Origin of the sequence: Candidatus Megaera polyxenophila (assembly GCF_029982035.1) — a bacterium.
GTDB lineage: Bacteria > Pseudomonadota > Alphaproteobacteria > Rickettsiales > Rickettsiaceae > Megaera > Megaera polyxenophila.
The window spans coordinates 41061-61392 of the sequence record NZ_CP104166.1; the positions used below are offsets into that span (position 1 = coordinate 41061).

17 protein-coding genes and 1 pseudogene are annotated in these 20332 nt (G+C 33.9%); 9 read left to right on the plus strand and 9 right to left on the minus strand.

Annotation, left to right across the window (positions count from 1 at the left end; translation table 11 throughout):
- Positions 1–176: 176 nt before the first annotated feature.
- The 3 genes and pseudogenes from N3Z16_RS00200 to N3Z16_RS00210 form a co-directional block, all read right to left on the minus strand.
- Positions 177–1306, minus strand: a pseudogene (locus N3Z16_RS00200) (IS91 family transposase).
- 73 nt (positions 1307–1379) lie between these two features.
- Complete coding sequence (locus N3Z16_RS00205; RefSeq protein ID WP_282485543.1) at positions 1380–1634, minus strand: hypothetical protein; 255 nt, start codon at positions 1632–1634, stop codon at positions 1380–1382.
- A gap of 121 nt (positions 1635–1755) precedes the next feature.
- Positions 1756–2109 carry a hypothetical protein gene (locus tag N3Z16_RS00210; protein ID WP_282486276.1) on the minus strand — a complete coding sequence of 118 codons (354 nt, stop codon included), beginning with the start codon at positions 2107–2109 and terminating at the stop codon, positions 1756–1758.
- A gap of 295 nt (positions 2110–2404) precedes the next feature.
- Between N3Z16_RS00210 and N3Z16_RS00215 the strand changes: the two genes are divergently transcribed.
- The 4 genes from N3Z16_RS00215 to N3Z16_RS00230 all read left to right on the plus strand — a co-directional run bounded on the left by N3Z16_RS00215 (position 2405) and on the right by N3Z16_RS00230 (position 6583).
- Positions 2405–3766: a TolC family outer membrane protein gene (locus N3Z16_RS00215; RefSeq protein WP_282486277.1), complete on the plus strand. Its 1362-nt coding sequence runs from the start codon at positions 2405–2407 to the stop codon at positions 3764–3766.
- A 5-nt stretch (positions 3767–3771) separates the two neighbouring features.
- Positions 3772–4194, plus strand: a complete 423-nt coding sequence (locus N3Z16_RS00220) for a PopZ family protein (protein WP_282486278.1) — start codon at positions 3772–3774, stop codon at positions 4192–4194.
- 66 nt (positions 4195–4260) lie between these two features.
- Complete coding sequence (locus N3Z16_RS00225; RefSeq protein ID WP_282486279.1) at positions 4261–6249, plus strand: ankyrin repeat domain-containing protein; 1989 nt, start codon at positions 4261–4263, stop codon at positions 6247–6249.
- Positions 6250–6379: 130 nt separating this feature from the next.
- On the plus strand, positions 6380–6583 hold the full coding sequence (locus tag N3Z16_RS00230) for a hypothetical protein (RefSeq protein WP_282486280.1): 204 nt from the start codon (positions 6380–6382) through the stop codon (positions 6581–6583).
- Here N3Z16_RS00230 and lipA read toward each other — a convergent pair whose 3' ends face one another.
- From lipA to N3Z16_RS00250, 4 genes are read right to left on the minus strand one after another with little or no spacing between them, the layout of a single operon-like run.
- Positions 6584–7468 (minus strand): lipoyl synthase, encoded by an 885-nt coding sequence (gene lipA, locus N3Z16_RS00235; RefSeq protein ID WP_282486282.1) that lies wholly within the window; start codon positions 7466–7468, stop codon positions 6584–6586. It abuts the gene before it with no gap.
- 18 nt (positions 7469–7486) lie between these two features.
- Positions 7487–8566, minus strand: a complete 1080-nt coding sequence (gene recF / locus N3Z16_RS00240; protein ID WP_282486283.1) for a DNA replication/repair protein RecF — start codon at positions 8564–8566, stop codon at positions 7487–7489.
- Positions 8566–11997, minus strand: a complete 3432-nt coding sequence (mfd, locus tag N3Z16_RS00245) for a transcription-repair coupling factor (RefSeq protein ID WP_282486284.1) — start codon at positions 11995–11997, stop codon at positions 8566–8568. Before mfd ends, recF begins: the two co-directional genes overlap by 1 nt.
- Before the next feature lie 4 nt (positions 11998–12001).
- A complete protein-coding gene (locus N3Z16_RS00250) occupies positions 12002–12262 on the minus strand; it encodes an FAD assembly factor SdhE (protein ID WP_223938388.1) in 261 nt (86 codons plus the stop codon).
- 173 nt (positions 12263–12435) lie between these two features.
- Here N3Z16_RS00250 and dnaA point away from each other — a divergent pair, with 173 nt between their 5' ends.
- The 5 genes from dnaA (at position 12436) to N3Z16_RS00275 (ending at position 17234) form a co-directional block, all read left to right on the plus strand.
- Complete coding sequence (gene dnaA, locus N3Z16_RS00255; protein ID WP_282486285.1) at positions 12436–13857, plus strand: chromosomal replication initiator protein DnaA; 1422 nt, start codon at positions 12436–12438, stop codon at positions 13855–13857.
- Between the two features lie 34 nt (positions 13858–13891).
- Positions 13892–15052, plus strand: coding sequence for a DNA polymerase III subunit beta (gene dnaN, locus N3Z16_RS00260; protein ID WP_282486286.1), 1161 nt, complete (start codon positions 13892–13894; stop codon positions 15050–15052).
- A 2-nt stretch (positions 15053–15054) separates the two neighbouring features.
- Positions 15055–15504 carry a type II toxin-antitoxin system RatA family toxin gene (locus N3Z16_RS00265; protein ID WP_282486287.1) on the plus strand — a complete coding sequence of 150 codons (450 nt, stop codon included), beginning with the start codon at positions 15055–15057 and terminating at the stop codon, positions 15502–15504.
- 124 nt (positions 15505–15628) lie between these two features.
- Positions 15629–15910 carry an HU family DNA-binding protein gene (locus tag N3Z16_RS00270; protein WP_223938392.1) on the plus strand — a complete coding sequence of 94 codons (282 nt, stop codon included), beginning with the start codon at positions 15629–15631 and terminating at the stop codon, positions 15908–15910.
- A 16-nt stretch (positions 15911–15926) separates the two neighbouring features.
- A complete protein-coding gene (locus tag N3Z16_RS00275) occupies positions 15927–17234 on the plus strand; it encodes a class I SAM-dependent RNA methyltransferase (protein ID WP_282486288.1) in 1308 nt (435 codons plus the stop codon).
- A 24-nt stretch (positions 17235–17258) separates the two neighbouring features.
- Here the strand turns inward: N3Z16_RS00275 and N3Z16_RS00280 are convergent, their stop codons facing one another.
- Entirely contained in the window at positions 17259–17612 is a 354-nt protein-coding gene (locus N3Z16_RS00280) for a hypothetical protein (protein ID WP_223938394.1), read from the minus strand.
- The gene (gene acnA, locus N3Z16_RS00285) at positions 17612–20308 is read right to left on the minus strand and encodes an aconitate hydratase AcnA (protein ID WP_282486289.1); all 2697 of its coding nucleotides are present in this window, start codon (positions 20306–20308) and stop codon (positions 17612–17614) included. Before acnA ends, N3Z16_RS00280 begins: the two co-directional genes overlap by 1 nt.
- Positions 20309–20332: the final 24 nt, after the last annotated feature.

Genomic DNA, 20332 nt, shown 5'->3' on the forward strand with positions numbered 1-20332 from the left:
AGAAAAATCATCAATCAGCTTTTTAAAAATTCGTTTAATAAATATGTAGTTACCAGCCACAATATTAGAAATTATCAACACTTTTACAAAAATCTCTGCCAGAATCTATCTAAAAATAGGTTCAGTTTTACAAATTATGTGGCCAAGACGTGAAAGAAGTGTTCGCCATAATGATGTTATCTAGGCGTTGATAATAATTCATTGGTTCTTATTAATAACAATGGCGGAGATAAACCGTAATAAACTTGCCGCAGATTCATACATTTATTGCAATTATAGCAAAACAGAGGATCTATTTTAAAATTCAACCAAATCATTAATCTCCAACTAATGAGCTTAGTTTTCTTATGAACGATTTGATTAATTGCCTTATATACGATAGGTAATTGTACGCCCCTAGTTCTATTAGATAAAAAACCGTAATACCTAATCATTCGAAAATAACGATCTGGTATATGCATAATCAGACTAGCTATGAACTGCATCACGGGCATAGTTATGCGATCAATTGTATTATTATAGTGATCAAGAAATTTAAACGTTACCTGCTTTCCGTCGTAATTTTCTATTCTTGTCTCGGAAATAGGGGGCGTTTTATATACCGCCCTAAATATTCTATGTTGCGTTTATGATCATCCGATGGTTTTTGTAAATAAACATACCAACTGATTTCGTATAAACTACTCATCCAGTTATTAAAATTCTCAGCATTTTGATATGCGGACGGCAACTTCAAATTACTTGAGATATATTGAAAGCGAAATAACTCAAGGACTCTATGTCTCCACATTTTTTTAATAGGTTCGGCAGGAAAAAATAATTTTTGCCACTTGCCTTTGCTATTTATACCGCCGCAAGTAACCGATAAATGGATATGAACATTGCGTTTTAAATCTCTACCGAAAGTGTGTAAGGCAGTAAATATACCAACCACAAGATTTTTCTTTGTAGCTATCTCCTTAATAATTCCTGCTGCAATACCGGAAATCAATCCAAACAGATCACGATTGAGCCAAAATATCGGCCATAAAGAGTCCGGCATTGTAAATGTAATGTGCTGCCATCGTGTTTTTGGTAGAACATTGCTAGCCTTACTCACCCATTGATCCGTTTGTTTCTTACCACAACGAGAACAAAACCTACCTTTACAGCTGAATGCTACCGATTTATTGCGGTTACAATCACGGCAGCTATAACGTTTAAATCCTAAATATTTCGTTCCACACGATATAACTTTAGTGACGTTGAAAATAATGCCGTATCTTAGCTTGCCGTATTTTTTAGCGAAATCGAGACCAATTACCACGGTCTAGAAAAATATGTTTTATAGATATTCCTTTACCGACTATTTCCATAAATTACTTATAGTTAATGTTTTCTTACCAAGGAATCTTTCTTCCTTTGCGTTCTAAATCAAATTCTTTACAATCAGGGCAATAGTAAACAGAATTATACTTATGATTGGGAGATATTTTTCGCAACATTATCCAGAAAGCCTTGGCTATTTCCTTATCTCCTTCGGAAAAAATCTTTTTGATCCTGCTGTAAGGAATTGCTTGCTCTTTAGAAATGGCCTTAAGAGTTTTTACCGCTAATTCATTGACCAAATGCTGCTCAGAGTGCAAGTTACTCATAACTCAATTATATATTATCTTATGTATGTCTAACATTCAGTCTTTATAACTCAAGTTAAAACAAATCAAATACCAGTATTATAATCCTCCATAAATATTTATCGGTCAAGGGTATCTTCTTTTAAGCTGCCACCGATAGGTGGCTTATCTTGTCGCATTTTATCGGCAATATTTCATCGAGCTTTGTTTTAAAATTTTGGATACTAGTTAGAACTTTAACTAAAGTTTCTAATAGTATAATACTAAATGCTTTGCTTTCTTCTGTTTCAGAAAGCTGAGACTGTAAATTTGAAGCTATTCCTTCTAGTGGCTCTAAAATCGTTTGCTTAAACAGCGTTTTTGCATGCTCTTGTTCTTCCAAGGTTAAATCTGATTGGCTTAGCCCTTCTTCTAGGATTCTGGTTTCATGTTGCAAAACACCTCTAAGAGAAGTAGTAAATTGGCTTATTTGTTCCTGAGCTTCGCTTTCTAACACCTTTAACTTCTCTTGCAAATCTAAGGGCAAAAGAGAAAAGTTAAACTTACCTTGGACCACATTATATTTCATTTTTAACCACCAATAATTCAAAAATATTTTAGCATACCTATAAAATTTAGCCCGAAAACTACTTTAAGGCTCAAGTTATTATTGATAAAAATATAATTTTTGATAATCTAAGTGCCAGCATTAACACAGTATGTTCAAACTTTATGTCTAAACTATATCATTGAATATACTAATATGACTACTTACCTTACAATCAACTTTAATTATCGGTAATATTGAATCCATGTACAGATTAGTTTTATTTACATTTATTACATTAAATTTTTCTAATAGTTTAGCTCTTGAGCTAAATGAAGCTCTCAAAAGCGGCTATAATAACGATGAAAAGCTAAAAATTATTAGATCGGATTTCTTGAATGAAATAGAACAGTTCCCTCGTGCTCTTGCTGGTTTTATGCCAAAAATTTCTGCCGGATTTGATGCAACAGATTCAAAAGTCACAAGAAAAAGTAACATTGCTGCTGGTTTAGATAATACCTCTACAGATAATTCACGATATTCAAAAACCCTCACCCTGGATCAATCAATATTTAACGGCGGGTCTAGCGTTGCAGAATTAAAGGCTGCACAATCGGCTTTTAGGGCTTCTAAAGGTGATTATTACGCTAAGGAGCAAAATATATTTTTGGAAGAAATTACTAATTATCTAAACTGTGTTGAAGCCACGGAAAAATATAACATTTCAAAAATAAGTGTTAAATCTAACAGAACTCAGCTGGAAGCTGTAAAAGAAAAATTTAAACTTGGTGAATCAACTGAAACTGAAGTTGCAAGTGCTGAATCTGGGCTTGCAACTGCTCAGGCTAATCAATCTATTGCATATGCAAATTTTGAAGCAGCTAAAGCAGAATTTTTAAGAGTTTTTGCTTTAGAAGCAACGGGGATTAAAATGCCGGAATTAGCAGCTAATTTACCAAATAGCTTAGAGGAATTAGTTGAAATAGCAATCGCTGCCAATCCAAACATAATATCATCCCAACATTCTACTAAAGCTTCCAAAGCCGGAGAATATGCTGCTAAGGGAGCTTTGTTACCCCAGGTGTCATTCCGAATACAAAGCGGAGATACAAGATACAGTCCTGAAGATCAACTTAGACAAAATTTTAACTCTAATAGCGTTACTTCTACCTTATCAGTAAATGTCCCTATTCTCTCTAAAGGAGGGGTAGAATATTCTGATATTAGAAGAGCAAAATATAAAACCAGAAAAGCTGTTCTGCAACTAGATACTCAAATAAAACAGATTAAATCACAATGTAAAGCGAGTTGGGAAAAATTTAACGCAGCGAAGACCAGGATTGCCGCTACATCTCAAGGAGTTAAATCTGGTGAAATAGCGTACGAAGGAATGCTTCAAGAAGAAATGCTGGGGTCTAAAACCATAATTGATGTTATTATGTCGGAAGAAAAGTTAAGTAAGGCCAGAGAAGCTAGAGTTGAAGCACAAAGGGAGTTAATATTAGCTAGTTATAATATAAAATCCTTAATGGGGGAATTGACTGCTGAAAAAATGAAATTGCCTGTTGAATATTTTAACCCGGATCAAGAGTTCAAAAAACTAAAATTAAGAATTGTAGGATTTTAAGAACCATGAATTCTAGAGAGAAAAAAAGTGAGATAAAGGAAGAAAAACTTGAAGATATAATACGCTCTATCAGGGGTATAATTGATGATCCTAATAATTTTGCACCTAAGGGTTTAAATGACAATGAACATCTTAATTTAGGTGAATCAATATTAGAATTAACAACCGAATTTAAAGAAGGCGAACAAGATAAAGCATATACAGAGGAATTACTTTCTAAAGAAACCTCTGACAAATTTTCAACAGCAATAAAGGATTTTTCTCAAAAAATTAATGATCCAATATTGAAAGAACGGAACACAGAAGCTGATTTAATTATTACTAATTTAATAAAGCCTATGTTAAAAGAATGGTTAGATAATAATTTGCCAAAGTTAGTAGAAAAAGTAATAGCTGAGGAATTAAAAAAATTGATACCAAAAAAATAGCTGTATAAATAAAACACTCTTAGCTAGCTATTGTTGTATTGAATGGTTTTTTATTGGGAATAAGAAATGAAAAAGAAAATTTTAACTCTTCTCTATGTTTTGATCCTACATTCTAATGCTTATTCGGCATCAGAACACCAGTTACCACCTCCACTTCCATCATCAGAAGAGGTTATAAATTCCGAAAACAAGGGAAATTCTTTTTGGAATAAAACTTTAAATTTTTTTGGTTTAGGAAATAAAAAACAGGAAAATAAAAAGGTTTCAGCCCAAGAAAAACAAGCTGAAAAAACTGCTAATGATTTAGGTTATAAAAACAATAATACTGCCGGTATTAATTCAGAATCGCCAGCAAAAACTCTTACAGCAATTACTAAAGAGCTCCCTAACTCTCCTTCTGCTCCTAATTCCGATAATGTGCTAATTAATAATAAAAATCAATCTACAGATAAAAGTTCGCTACAAAAAGTCCCTGATATCTCTGATCTCAAACTTCCTGATGGGATTAAACTGGACGAAGAATTACCAACTAAGCCTGAGGTAGCAACCAGCAATAATAGCGCTCCTAATATCCCACCTCTTACTGGAGAAGGAATTAAGAAAGAAACTAAAACTGATACCTCTGACCTCCAACTTCCTGATGGGATTAAACCGGATGACGAGTTACCGACTAAGCCTGAAGGAGCAGCTAGCAATAACAGTACCCCTAATAGCCCACCTCTTACTGGAGAAGGAATTAAGAAAGAAACTAAAACTGATACCTCTGACCTCCAACTTCCTGATGGGATTAAACCGGATGACGAGTTACCGACTAAGCCTGAGGTAGCAACTAGCAATAATAGCGCTCCTAATATCCCACCTCTTACTGGAGAAGGAATTAAGAAAGAAACTAAAACTGATATCTCTGATCTCAAACTTCCTGATGGGATTAAACTGGACGAAGAATTACCAACTAAGCCTGAGGTAGCAACCAGCAATAATAGCGCTCCTAATATCCCACCTCTTAGCGGAGAAGGAATTAAGAAAGAAACTAAAACTGATACCTCTGACCTCCAACTTCCTGATGGGATTAAACCGGATGACGAGTTACCGACTAAGCCTGAGGCGATAGCTAACAAAACATCTCCCCTTAACGCTTCGGAAGCATCTGATACAACATCTAAAAATACACCAGTACAAAATATAACTTTAAGTGTACCCACAACTGATGACAAATCTGCAAATAATAATAAAGCTTTAACAGTAAACACCCCTCCTATTCCTGATACTCCAGCAAAAAATGCTAATAGTAAAAATAATCCCCCTTTACCTGCTACAGGAAACTTGTTAGAACCAAAAACTGACAAGCTACCAGAAAATGTAAAGTTAACGCAGGATTCAGTAGCTCAATCTAGCCAAAACTCTGAAGCTTTAAATGTTAAAACCTATCGTCAACATCTACAGGATCGGTTAAACAAAACTCAGAAACTTCCAGAAATTTCAAAAGAAGATCTAAATCCTGTTCCTGCAACAGAAGAGGCTAATCCAGATCAAACAAAGTTTGTTAATGACGAAGCTCAAGTACTTATATTACCGAATGATGAGGTTGTGCTAGGAGAAGTAACTAGAGAAAGCCAATTAGATTTAATGGACTTAAATTCTTATCTTAAAATCTTTTGGAGTAATTATAATAGTATAAAAAATGAACCGGCACGTCAGGCAATAAATAATTTCATTGAAAATTATGATGCTAATTTTAATAAACCAGGTGCATCTGTTAAAAGCGAAAATATGGATGCTCTAACACAAGCTTTTAAAGCAATAGATAAGAATAATATTTATGATTTAATTAATTTATTGGATGGTTATCCTATAATTCAACTTGTTGACTGCGACGGTAATACCTTACTCCACAAAGCAGTTTATAAAAATAACTACTCTGCAGTAAAATTTTTAATCATGAAAGGAATCGATCTATCAATTAAAAATAACCAAGGGGTAACAGCCCTTGAAATAGCAGTTTTACAAAATAGGCCTGAGATAGAAACCCTTTTAAGATCTGCTGGAGCTAAATAAATTAGCTGCTATGTTTCAAAAAACCATTACTTTTATAAAAACTCATCAAACTTGCTAAATTTTTATTTACCCCTTAATTGAATATTAAATAAACTTAAAAAACTTAAGCTACTTAATTTATGGTGATAATATGAAAAGGAAGGATTCTGAATTAGATACTTTTGGGGAAGGGACGAAATGGAATTTTTGGAAGCAGAAAGGTAAAGCGGGGGTACACTCAGCTGGTGAATATGGAGGATTTTACACTAGATCAGAAAATGGGACGGTAGTAGAAAGAGCTTTAATCAAATGTGAAGATACTGATATAAGTGAACTGGCGCTCCTAAAATTCTAGTCAAGCCTTAGTAACAACGCTACGGGCTTGTTTCATTATTTTAAAATCATCACCAGCATGGTAGGAAGACCTCGTAAGAGGCGAAGCTGATACCATTAAAAATCCTTTTGTTCGTGCTAATCTTTCAAAATACTTAAATTCTTCCGGCGTGACATATCTAGCAATTTCGGCATGTTTTTTTGTTGGCTGTAAATATTGACCGATAGTTATAAAATCTACGTCTGCTGCACGCAAGTCATCCATAACTTGGGTTATTTCTGCATTACTTTCCCCAAGGCCAACCATGATGCCAGATTTTGTAAATACTTCTGGATCTAGCTTTTTTACCTTATATAGTAAGTTTAAAGAATGAAAATATCTAGCCCCTGGTCTAATCCTTTTATATAAAGAAGGAACAGTCTCAATATTATGATTAAATACATCAGGCTTAGCCTCCACTACTATCTCTATAGCATCTTCTTTTTTTAAGAAATCAGGTGTTAAAATCTCAATAGTAGTATTTGGCGATGATTTTCGTAGCTGTTTTATACAATTAGCAAAATGAGTAGCCCCACCATCAGGGAGATCATCTCTATCAACAGAAGTGATTACCACATGCTCAAGCCCTAGCTTTCCTACAGCTTCGGCTAATCTTTCTGGTTCATGGGGGTCAAGTAAATCAGGACGGCCAGTAGCTACATTACAAAATGCGCAAGCTCTCGTGCAAACAGATCCTAATATCATAACGGTGGCATGTTTTTTTTGCCAGCATTCCCCAATATTAGGACAAGCAGCTTCCTGACACACCGTGTTTAATTTAAGTTCACTAATTAAGGATTTAGTATTTTCATATTCCTTTGAATTTGGAGCTTTAACTTTAATCCAATCTGGCCTTTTTAATTCCATGTTTTGTGTGGGTTTTTGTTAAATATAAATCATCTGACCGATCGCAGCAAGCCTCTCGAGACCAACCATATCCGTTGCCGTTATAAATGTTTGTAGTTTACTATTTATTATATATTGAGCAAGACAATCTTTTCGTTTATCGTCAAGATGGACAAACAGCTCATCCAGTAGTAAGATAGGGGTTGTTTTTGCTATTGCTTTATTTGCTTCAATCTGGCCTAGTAATATTGAGATTAATAAAGCTTTTTGTTCACCAGTAGAACAAAATTTTGCAAGTTGGCATTTCTCTTTATGTTTTACAATAAGTTCCTGTTTATTTATTCCTAAATTTGTTCTTTTGGTAATTCTATCTTTTTGTCGATTTTTGTAGAGATATGTTGAATATGTTTCTAGAAACTCTTCATCTTCTATTTCTTTACCGAATAAATGGTTAACTTCAAGCTGAGCTTTAGGGAAAGGTGCGTCAACTATATCTATATATCCCTGCACAAAGTTTATCACATTTGAACGTAACTTAATGATTTTCAATGTTATATCAGCGGTTTTTGTTTCTAGAATTTTTAACCATGAATCATTAAGATTCGAATTATTTTGCATAAGAAGTTTTAAGCGTTCACGAGCTAGATGCTCATATTTATTTATATTACTAGCATGTTCCTGGTAAAAATTATAAACTATTCTGTCAAGAAACCTCCTCCGCTCAGAAGGCGAACTCAAAAATATTCCATCCATCTGAGGGGTAAGCCAAATAATATTGGCAAGGGTAGTAAGTTCCGTATTACGGATCTTTGATCCGTTATATTCTATTGTCCTTAAATTGTTGCTAAGTGCATAAGCAGATGCCACTAATGCTTTACCAATCTTACTTTTTAAATATATGCGAGTAGACCAATTCCCACTGTAATTATAAGCCATCTCGTCATATTTTGCTCCTTTTAATCCCCTTCCTGGAGAAAGTAATGAAATTGATTCCAGAATATTCGTTTTACCGCTACCATTTTCCCCAAGGATAACAACTATATTGTTATTAAAAGCTAGCTTTAATTCCTTGAAATTACGATAATTATGGAGGTTTAACCCTTCTAAGTAAACTGTCATTATTGATGAAACTGTTTAAGAAATTCTTTTGCCTCTTCTAAAATATCAGCCGAATTTTTTAGGTTTTTAATAAAAACCAATTTATTATCAGGTTTAATTTTAGCATGTCTGGGGAATTTTTGGACAAAAGGCATTACTATATCTGCGACATCAAAGTTTTTATTAAATTTAACTACAAAACCGCCAGATCCACAATCCAGACTTTCTATTTTAAGAGAATAGCATATATTTTTTATTTCAACTATCTTAAGTAAATTATTAAATTCCTCAGGTAAGAGGCCGAATCTGTCTATCATTTCATCTCTAAATGCCTCAATTTCAGAAAGATTTTTAAGATTAGCCGTTCTCCTATATATAGCAAGACGGAGAGAACTGTCTCCAATATAATTAGTTGGAATATAAACAGCTATTCCCAGATTAATAGAAGGAGTAAAATCTAACTGCTTTTCACTAGAATTCTTATTTCTAAGCTCTGATATAGCTTCATTAAGCATTTCTTGATATAATTCTGAACCGACTTCCTTAATATGCCCTGACTGCTCATCACCTACCAAATTACCAAAACCACGTAAATCCATATCATGGCTAGCAATAGTAAAGCCTGCACCAAGAGAATCTATATTCTGTAAAATCTCCAGCCTCTGCCAAGAATGTTTTGTCGTAATTTTATCATTCATTAATGTAAGGTAAGCATACCCCCTTACCTTACCACGACCAACCCTTCCCCTTAATTGATAAAGCTGGCTAAGCCCCAGCATGTCTGCTTTATGAATTATTATGGTATTAGCAGCTGGTATATCAATTCCAGATTCTATTATCGTAGTTGAAAGTAATATATCAAATTTATCATCACAAAATTCATTCATGATATTATCGATATCCTTAGGTAACATCTGCCCATGAGCTATTTTAAACTTAAGCTCAGGGACGTATTCCATAAGTTTCTTGGTAACCCAGTCAATATCCTTTATTCTTGGTACAACATAAAAGCTTTTTCCCCCTCTAAAACGTTCACGCATTAGAGCATCCCTAATTACTATTCCATCAAATGGCATAACGGCCGTTCTTACTGGTAGCCGGTCTATTGGCGGGGTGGCAATAAGACTTAAATCTTTAAGGCCTGACATAGACATTTGCAACGTTCTTGGAATCGGTGTTGCAGAAAGTGATAAAACATGTACACCCGATTTTAAAGATTTAAGACGTTCTTTTTGAGTTACCCCAAAATGCTGTTCCTCATCAATAATTAAAAGCTTTAAGTTCTTGAATTTTATATCTTTTGATAAAAGAGCATGAGTGCCGATTATAATATTAATTTTACCGGCCTCTATATCCTTTTTTATTGCTTTGGCTTGCGTACTACTAATTAATCGGGATAATTGGCTAATACGAATATCAAAACCGCTAAAACGTTCAATAAAGCTCATATGGTGCTGGCGGCATAAAATAGTAGTAGGCGATATTATTGCTACTTGTGGATTATCATCCTGATAGTCAAAAGCCGTCATAAAAGCAGCCCTCATAGCTACTTCGGTTTTTCCAAAGCCAACATCTCCACAAATCAATCTATCCATTAACTTGCCACTTTTTAAGTCTACTTCAATATCATTAATGGCAGAAAGTTGGTCTTCTGTTTCGCTGTAAATAAAACGATTACAAAAGTTTAAATATAATTCAGAATCAAAGTTAACTGGGATTGTTCGGTGTAATTCCCTTTCGGCGGTAGTCTTAATCAGGCTAGCGGCTATATCTTTTATTCGATTTTTAAGGCGAGCTTTCCGTTTTTGCCAATTTACTCCGCCAAGCTTATCAAGTTCTGCTTCTTCATTACCATATTTTGTTATTAAATCGATATTTTCAACAGGTAAATACAGAACATCGTTATTAAAATAAATAATTTTCAGACAATCGTGAGGAATCTCACTAACTAATATAGTTTCTACTTTTTCAAATCTCCCGATTCCATGTTCTTTATGGACTACAAGTTCCCCTTCGCCTATATTATCAAGTTCAATTAGTATGTTCTTGAGTTTCCTGCGACTTGGTTTATGACTTTGAGAAGTAAACTTTTCTCCCAAAATGTCTTGCTCTGAAATAAATAAGTAACTTTTGTTAAAAAATCCGTGAGAGAGAGGAGTAATCGCTATATTTATCAGGTGCTTTTTTGCGTCCTGAAGAAATGATATTTCACAAGTAGTATACCCCTGACCTTCAACAATAATTTTAATCCTTTGCTGCACACTTTTCGAACTACAGCATATTATGATGATCCTGTTTTTATAATCGTTGATTAAAGTCGGTAAAATTGATGATTCAACACTATGACGACTAAGAGGTTGTGGCCACTCAATACCTCTTAATGTCTTAGGAATATCCATACCATTTAGCAACTTACTAGCACCAACGTCTACTTCACCTTCCTTTTCTGGGCTATTCTCAATAAAGAAGTTATTGCCTTGGTTTAAAAATTCTTTAATAAAAACACTGGAAAAAATAAGCTGATCGGTAGAAAGAGCAAAATAAAATGATTCAGGATTAGCTTTATTAGAAAGAACTCTTCCCTGATAAAAATCATCATAGGATTTTTCTAGTTCAAGAATCGATTGTATAGATAAATTATCATAGATTACTACATGATCACCTAGATAATCCCTGAAATTAGCCATTTCATCATAAAACAATGGTAACAAATGTTCATAACCTTGAAACTTCTTCCCTGACATTATCAATTCATACATATTATGCCTAACATGATTTACACCGAAATTCTTGAGGAAATTATTTCTAAAAACTTCTATATTATTAAGGTTTAAAATTGCTTCACTCGCAGAAGATAGCTCTAGCTTATCAACTGATTTTGTCGAAATTTGGCTATTTACGTCAAATTCTTTAATTGATTCTACAATCTCCCAACCAAAATTAATTCTGTAACCTTTATTATTAGAATGGATTATATCAATTATCTCACCCTTAACGGCGAATTCTCCGCTTTCCACAGCGATTGGCATCCGGATAAATCCATTATTAACTAAAAAAAATGCCAGTTCTTCTATAAGTAATTTATCTCCTTTAGTAATAGTAACTGCCGAGTTTTTAAAGACTGCCGGCAGAGGTACTTTAATAATTAAGTTTTGAGCATTAGTAACGATAATTTTTGGTGATTTGTTTAAACTTAAAATAGTTAAGACATTTGCTCGTGCTGCAATGATTTCTTGATTTGGAGAGATACGATCATACGGCAATGTATCTAGGGAAGGGAAATACACGACATTGTTATTACCATCTTTATCTGCTAGGAATTTAAGATGTTTATAAGCTTTTATCGTTGCTTCTTCATCAGAAAATGTTAGTAAAATATTTTTATGAATGTTGTTAAAATACTCATAGGCAAAAAAACATTTAGCAACAAAGGGAATGTAGATTTTTTGCATCTCTCTAGGGAGTAAAATTTAATAACTTGGTAATAACTGAATTAGATTTTTCTATTGGTAGAGGTTTTTTCTTGATGTACCAGTCATAAATATCAACATCTGGAAACTCCAGTAATTCTGAAAAAAGATCTAACTCCTCATCGGTCATTTTATCTAGATTTTTCCTTGCAAATCTACCAATTATAAGGTCTGTTTCTTTACATCCCCTATTACAACTTCGATAAAGTAATTTTTTGATTATTTGTTTTCTTTTTAGGAAAGCCATCGATAATATCTTGCAAAAAAATTTATTGGTAATATTATTTACTTACTATGAAAAAAACATCAAGTCTATTTTATAGATATACATAATTTATTGATATCAAGTTAAGTTTTTACTCTAATTTTGGGTTTAGATATCCCAGTTAGTTAACCATTTCTTGACCCTTATTTGACTATATGAAGCAATTAGAGCAACTCGAAATAATATCAAAACCTAATAACCAGCATAATGAAAACCCACATAATTTATGGGATGAAGTTAGCCGTGATCTCATAAGCCATTATGGGCATGCTCTTTACAAAAACTGGTTTAGTAAAATTGCTTTCTACGAAAGGACAAAAAACAATAAATTATTGCTAGCAGCACCAAGTAATTTTGTCAGGGACTGGATAAAATCCAATTACTTTGAAACTATAATAAAGTTAGTTGCTCATTATGACCCTGAGGTAAAATCGGTCGATATTATTACCAAAGAACTTAATAACTTTTATGCTATAGGATCTCAGGAGCTACAAGAACCCATAAAAAATGAGGTTAAAAATCCTATAAATTTAGAAACAGAAGATGATGCTCTAGCCTTTTTAGATCAAAGATTTACCTTTGAAAATTTTGTTATTGGACCGCCAAATGAACTGGCCTATGCCGCAGCACTAGCAGTAGCTGAATCAAAAACAGCAGTTGCAAAATCTAATCCGTTGTTTTTATATGGAGGTGTAGGGCTTGGTAAAACCCATTTAATGCATGCTATTGCTTGGCATTCTAAAAAAGTAAATCCAAAAAGAAAAGTTTTATACTTGTCTGCTGAAAAATTTATGTATCGCTTTATAAAAGCTCTTCGTAATAAAGACGTAATGGCTTTTAAAGAAGAATTTAGATCAGTTGACGTGCTGATGATTGATGATATTCAATTCATTTGCGGGAAAGATAGTACGCAAGAGGAATTTTTTCATACCTTTAATGCTATTATTGATAATAATAAACAAATGGTTATTTCGTGTGATAGGTCACCGTCCGATCTTGATAACATAGAAGATAGAATAAAGTCCCGATTAGGGTGGGGACTAGTTGCCGATGTCCACAGTACTACCTATGAGCTGCGCGTCGGAATATTAGAATCCAAATTAGAGCAAATGAATATCAACATTTCTCAAAATGTTATCAATTTTTTAGCTGCAAAAATCACTTCTAACGTCCGAGAACTAGAAGGAGCTCTAAATAAAGTAATAGCCCATTCTACTCTAATAGGCAGAGAAGTGACTCTGGAAAGCACGCAGGATATTCTACGAGACTTGCTCCGCTCGAATGAACGAATAATTACCATCGAAGATATACAAAAAAGGGTAGCTAATCATTACAATATCAAAATTTCTGAAATGTCATCTGTTAGAAGAGCGAGAACCGTAGTAAGACCAAGGCAAATAGCGATGTATTTATCTAAAATCCTTACTCCAAAAAGTTTAGCAGATATTGGCTCTAAGTTCGGTAAAAAAGATCATACTACTGTGATCCATGCAGTAAAAAAAGTAGAACAGTTAATGGCTGAAGACGCTGATGTTCGGGAAGAAGTAAATTTGCTAACTCGGATGCTACAAAATTAATATTTAACTTTTAATTAAAAATCAAATTTCAATTATGTCTAAAAACGTAAATAACAATAGCTTAGAAATAATAGTTCAGACAAAAGAGCTTGCTTATGTCCTTAGTTTTGCAGCGTCAGTAGTTGAAAAAAGAAATGTTGTTTCAGAATTAAGTAATGTAAAATTAGTTGCTAGAGATGGAATTTTAGAAATCGGAGCAACAGACCTAGATCTATATTTAAATCAAACTATAGGCGCCGAAGTAAAAAAAGAGGGTCAATCAACCGTTTCAACACAAATTTTATCTGAAATAGTAAGAAAAATCCCAGATAAAGAAATAATCTTAAAACAAGATGCAGGTTCTGAACATCTGCATGTCATAGGTAATTCTTGTAAGTTCGATTTACTTACCTTACCTGCCAGTAATTTTCCCCAAATGGAAGATCTCGAAGCAGAAGTATCATTAAAAGTTAACTGTGAAGAATTCGCCCGTATTGTCGAATATACCAGTTTTGCAATGTCAAATGAAGAAACACGCTATAATTTAAACGGCATATATTTGCACGTCAAAAATGGAGAGTTTTTAAGTGCTGCTACTGATGCTCATAGGTTTTCAATAGCTAGTAGTAAGATAGAGGCAAATATTAACGATTTCGGGGTCATAATCCCTAAAAAAACTGTTGTTGAGCTGTTAAAAATTGTAAAAGATACCAAAAATATCCATTCTGATATATCTGTAACTCTAGGAGCAAACAAGGTTAAATTTGCTTGTAATAATTTGCTGCTGATGTCCAAATTAATTGATGGAAACTTTCCTGAATACGAAAGTTTTATTCCCACTTCCAATGAAAGTAAGTTAATAATTAACACCAAGCTTCTGGCCAGTGCAATAGATAGGGTAGCAACTGTTACAGTTGATAAATTCAGAGCAATCAAAATTTTGCTCAATGATACTTGCCTAGCGATTACAGCCACAGGAGAAGCAAAAGGGGCTGCTAATGAAAGTATAAATTTTTCTGACCACAAAGAATCGTATTGTAGTTTTTCCGGTAACAACCTTACTATTGGATTTAATCCTAGGTATATTATGGACGTTTTGGGAACACTAAAAGAAGAACAAGTGCATATATATCTTAATGACGCTTCCTCCCCTGCCCTTATTAAAACGTTAGAAAATCCCAGAGATAGCTTTGTCGTAATGCCTGTAAAAGTATAAAAATGCCGTCATTTAATGATACAAGGTTATTGCCTTATGAGGCAAAACTGGTAAGAGACATCATATTAGATATAGAAAAATATCCTGAATTTCTACCGTGGTGTTCGGATGCAGAATTATTATCAAACACTGAAAAGGAACTTATAGCCCAGTTAACAATTAGCTATAAGTTTTTCAGAGAAACCTATAAATCCCTTATCGTAACAACAGAAACCCCTGAGGGTTTTATAATAAATGTTGAAGCAATATCTGGCCCCTTTAAGAAACTAACTAATTTTTGGAACATCAGAAAAATAAATAATCAGTGTGAAGTAAAGTTTTCTATTGATTTCGAATTCAAATCGGTGATACTAGACGCTGTTATAGGAACATTTTTTTCTATGGCTACTAATAAAATGATCAAAGCTTTTGAAACTAGGGCTTACCACATTTCAAGAAATGGTGTGCTGTAATAGCAAATACTTAGTAAGAAAATATAGTAAAGTATATTTTTTTCTACGAGAGCCAGAAAGGTAGTGTTAGAATCGAAGATGTTTGATTGATTAACAAAATTATAATTAACAAGGAGAAGTTCATATGAACAAAGGAGATTTCATATCATTTATCGCTGACAAACATGACTGTACAAAAGCAGAAGCAGAAAGGGTAATAGATATGTTTACCAGTTCTGTTATCGGCGCACTTGGAAAAGGCGAAGAAATAACTCTAGTTGGTTTCGGTAGCTTTAGTGTAAGCAAGGTAGCAGCAAGATCAGGTCGTAATCCAAGAACCGGTGCGGCAATTCAGATAGCTGAGTATAATCAACCAAAATTTAAAGTTGGTCAAAAACTGAAGGACGCCTGTAATAAGAGAAAATAGTAACTACTGATCAACGATGGCCGTTATAGAGTGCGATGTCTGTAATATCATTGCACTTAACTCTAGTGGACTGGGTATTGGTATTTCAAATAACACTGCAGATACTTCTAAAGTAATTGAAATACCTTATACTGCTCCAGATGAAGTAATAAAATTTGAAAAACATCTTCACAAAAATCACTTATCTTTTACGATTTCTAAAATATTAACCCCTTCGAAATATAGGGTATCTCCACCATGTAAATACTTTACTGTTTGCGGGGGGTGCAGTTTGCAGCATCTTGAGATCAGTTACTATAAGCAATTCAAGTTAGACGTACTACACCAAACTTTTGCAAAATACGGTATAAGTTGCAAAATATCTCCGCTAAGATCTATCGGGGCTTCTAAACGCCGAAGAGCTATTTTAGAGGCTATAAAAAAACAGGATCAATTATTCTTAGGTTTTAAGAAGTTCCATTCACATCAAATAGTAAATATTGAGAGCTGTTTGTTACTCCTGCCAGAATTATCAGATTTAATAGGTAAGCTAAAGGTTATCCTCAAAGAGTTGTTGGTAGATAAAGAAAAATGTAAAATATTTATTACAAAAGCAGATAACGGTATAGATTTAATTATTGAAATAAAGAACCATAATTACCTTTCTTTAACAAAAGCACAAATCCTTAAAGATTTTGCAATAAATAATAATATCATTAGATTTACAATAATTAATGACGATAAATGGAATCAAATATATTTCGCTGAAAAACCATATATACTATTTGAACATACAGCAGTAACTATCGATAATCATAGCTTTCTCCAAGTTAGTAAAGAATCAGATGTTATCTTAGCAGAACTTATAAATCATATTTTTTGTAAATTAGAAAACGCTGGTAATAAAGAATTGCAAATTGCTGATCTTTTTTGTGGAAGAGGCACTCTAACGATTCCGGCAAGCAAATTTGGCAATGTAGATGGATTTGAAACAGAAATAGCTGCCGTTAAAGCCTTAACAGCAGCAATTAATAATTCAAAATTAAAAGCCCTAATATATCAACGTGATTTATTTAAGAAACCGTTAGAGTGGGATGAGTTAAACAAATATGACGCAGTAATTATTAATCCGCCAAGAGCAGGTGCAAAAGCGCAATCCAAACTGCTTGCTACTTGTACGGTTAAAACTATTATATATTTATCGTGTAACCCGGAAAGTTTTGCTCAGGATGCAAAAATCATTATGCGTAACAAACGATATAAACTTGAAGAGGTAACCCCTATTGATCAATTTCAATGGAGCTACCATATCGAATTATTGGGGATATTTAAGTTGGCTATATAAAATTTAAGAATAACTTAGCACTTACTAAATCCAAAAAGTTGAAGGATTAGGATAAGGCAAATCTTGAAATAAAAAGCGTAGTGCAAACATACTTCTTATTACTAGCCACACAAACACGGCAATATACAGAACAAATCCCATAAAAATCAAATTTTTTATTAGCGACAGTACAAACCACACCATGTAAATATAAAAGTTTTTTAATGCAAATAAATAATGGCTTTGCCACAACTTATTATGACTTGACTTGTTGGCATAAGCAAAGACTCCACCTACAAAAGGAGTCATCGGATTCATCAACCCAATTAAATATAATATATATATTAAAGTTATGTTCTTTTTCCCGGGTTGCAAATATGTGTTAATTTTATTACGCATTAACTAAGTTCTCCCCTTTTATTATCTCCATGGCTATTTGCTAAATTTTTTAATACTGCAGCAAGTATACTACCACTTTTGATATATCCTATCTCATTCTCGGTATAAACCTGCATTATAACATCAAACGACTCATTTTCGCCATTACTGCGCTTTATCAAGCATTTTAAAGGCTGATAAGGATTCATATCTCTACTTATGCCCAAAATACTAATTTCCTCATTACCTTTGAGATTCAAATCTGACCACTTTTGTCCGTCCTTGAAAGAGAGGGGTAAAACACCCATACCAACTAGATTTGATCGGTGAATTCTTTCAAAACTTTCGGCTATAACAGCTTTTACTCCCAGTAAACTTGTACCTTTTGCTGCCCAATCCCTTGAGGAGCCAGTACCATATTCTTTACCGGCAAAAATTACTAATGGTATAGATTTCTTTTTATATTCCATAGCTGCATCATAAATACTCATTTGCTGACCATTTACATGATTAATAGTTATGCCCCCTTCTATCCCAAGGCATAGATAATTCTTAATGCGACCATTAGCAAAAGTTCCTCTCATCATTATTTCGTGATTACCTCTTCTTGCTCCATAAGAATTGAATTCAGCTTGAGTAATTCCCTTATCCATCAAAAATTTTGCTGCAGGACTATTTTTGCTTATTGAACCGGCTGGAGAAATATGGTCTGTAGTAATTGAATCACCAAACAAAGCAAGTATTCTAGCATTGTTGATGTCATTTAATACCTGGGTCGGTTTATTAATATTTTCAAAATATGGAGGATTATTAATATATGTACTGTTACTATTCCAGTTGTAAGTATCAGTTTCTTTAACTTCTATATTCTGCCAATTTTTATCACCCATAAATACGTTTTTGTATTTTTCTTTAAACATGCTCGTTGTAATACAGGAATCAATATACGATTTAACCTCCATATTAGTTGGCCAAATATCTTGTAAATATACTGCTTTACCATTTTTATCATTCCCGATCGAATCCTTATCAAGGTCAATATTTAATGTTCCGGCAATAGCATAAGCTACAACTAACGGCGGTGAAGCCAGATAATTGGCTCGAACAAGAGGATGGATTCTACCTTCAAAATTTCTATTTCCCGATAAAACTGATGCAACAGCAAGATGGTTATCGGTTATCAATTTTTCTATTTCGGGTTTTAGTGGACCTGAATTACCTATACAAGTAGTACAACCATAACCAACAAGGTTAAATCCCATAAAATCCAAGTATTTATCCAATCCACCTTTTTTCAGATATTCAGTAACTACTTGAGAGCCAGGAGCAAGGGAAGTCTTAACCCACGGCTTAGGTTTTAAACCTAACTTATAAGCTTTTTCTGCAACTATACCGGCAGCTACCATAACAGAAGGATTAGACGTATTGGTGCAGCTAGTAATAGCAGCAATTACGACATCGCCATTCCCTAATTTATAACCTGCGGAACTAACATTAAATTTATTATCGATAGATGCTTCATTACCAGCAAGTGATGGCAATGCTTCTTTAAAATTGTTCTTTACGTGCCCTAAAGCAACCCTATCTTGAGGTCTTTTAGGACCGGCAAGAGAAGGCTCAAGCGTTGATAAATCAAGTTCAAGAACATCAGTGTATGTTACACCGTTAGAGTTTCTCCAGAAAAGCTGATTCTGAGCATATTGCTCGACTACTTTAACTCGATGAGAATCCCGACCGGTTAGCTCTAAATACCGAATTGTTTCCTTGTCTATTGGAAAAAATCCACAAGTTGCTCCATACTCGGGTGCCATGTTAGATATGGTAGCTCTATCGGCTAAAGACAAATTATCAAGACCAGAACCAAAAAATTCTACAAACTTACCCACCACACCTTTTTTCCTTAACATTTGCGTAACTGTTAACACTAAATCCGTAGCTGTAATGTTACCTTGCAGAGAGCCAGTTAGCTTAAACCCTATTACTTCTGGTAATATCATAGGTAGTGGCTGGCCAAGCATTGCTGCTTCAGCTTCAATCCCCCCTACCCCCCACCCAAGTACCGATAATGCGTTAACCATAGTAGTATGGCTATCTGTTCCAACTAACGTATCAGGATATACTAATTCTCCTTCCGTATCATTTTTTATCCAAACAGTTTGGGCTAAATATTCCAGGTTTACCTGATGGCAAATACCAGTACCAGGCGGAACAACTCTAAAATTACTAAAGCTTTTTTGCCCCCACTTTAAAAACTCATATCTTTCCAAGTTTCTTTCTACTTCTTTGCCAACATTTTCGGCAAAAGAAGTAGGTGAACCATAAGAATCCACCTGAACAGAATGGTCAATAACCAGGTCTACCGGAATCAAAGGGTTGATTTTGTAAGGGTTAGCTCCAAGAATCTTTATTGCATCACGCATAGAAGCAAGGTCTACTATTGCCGGAACTCCGGTAAAATCCTGCATTAATACTCTTGCAGGGTAAAAATTTATCTCTTCTGATGGAGTCTTAAGATTTAACCATTTTTTAAAGGCAGAAAGACGCTCTTGATTTCCGCCATTCCTTAAAACATTCTCAAACAAAACCCTTAAAGAAAAAGGCAATTGTTCAAGATCTAAACCAATATCTTTTGATGCTTCTTTTACGTCAAAAATCCAATAATTTTTACCGTCAAATTTTACAGATTTTTTATATTGCCGATTTTGTTCATTAGACATAAAATAACCTCACCCAATTTTTTA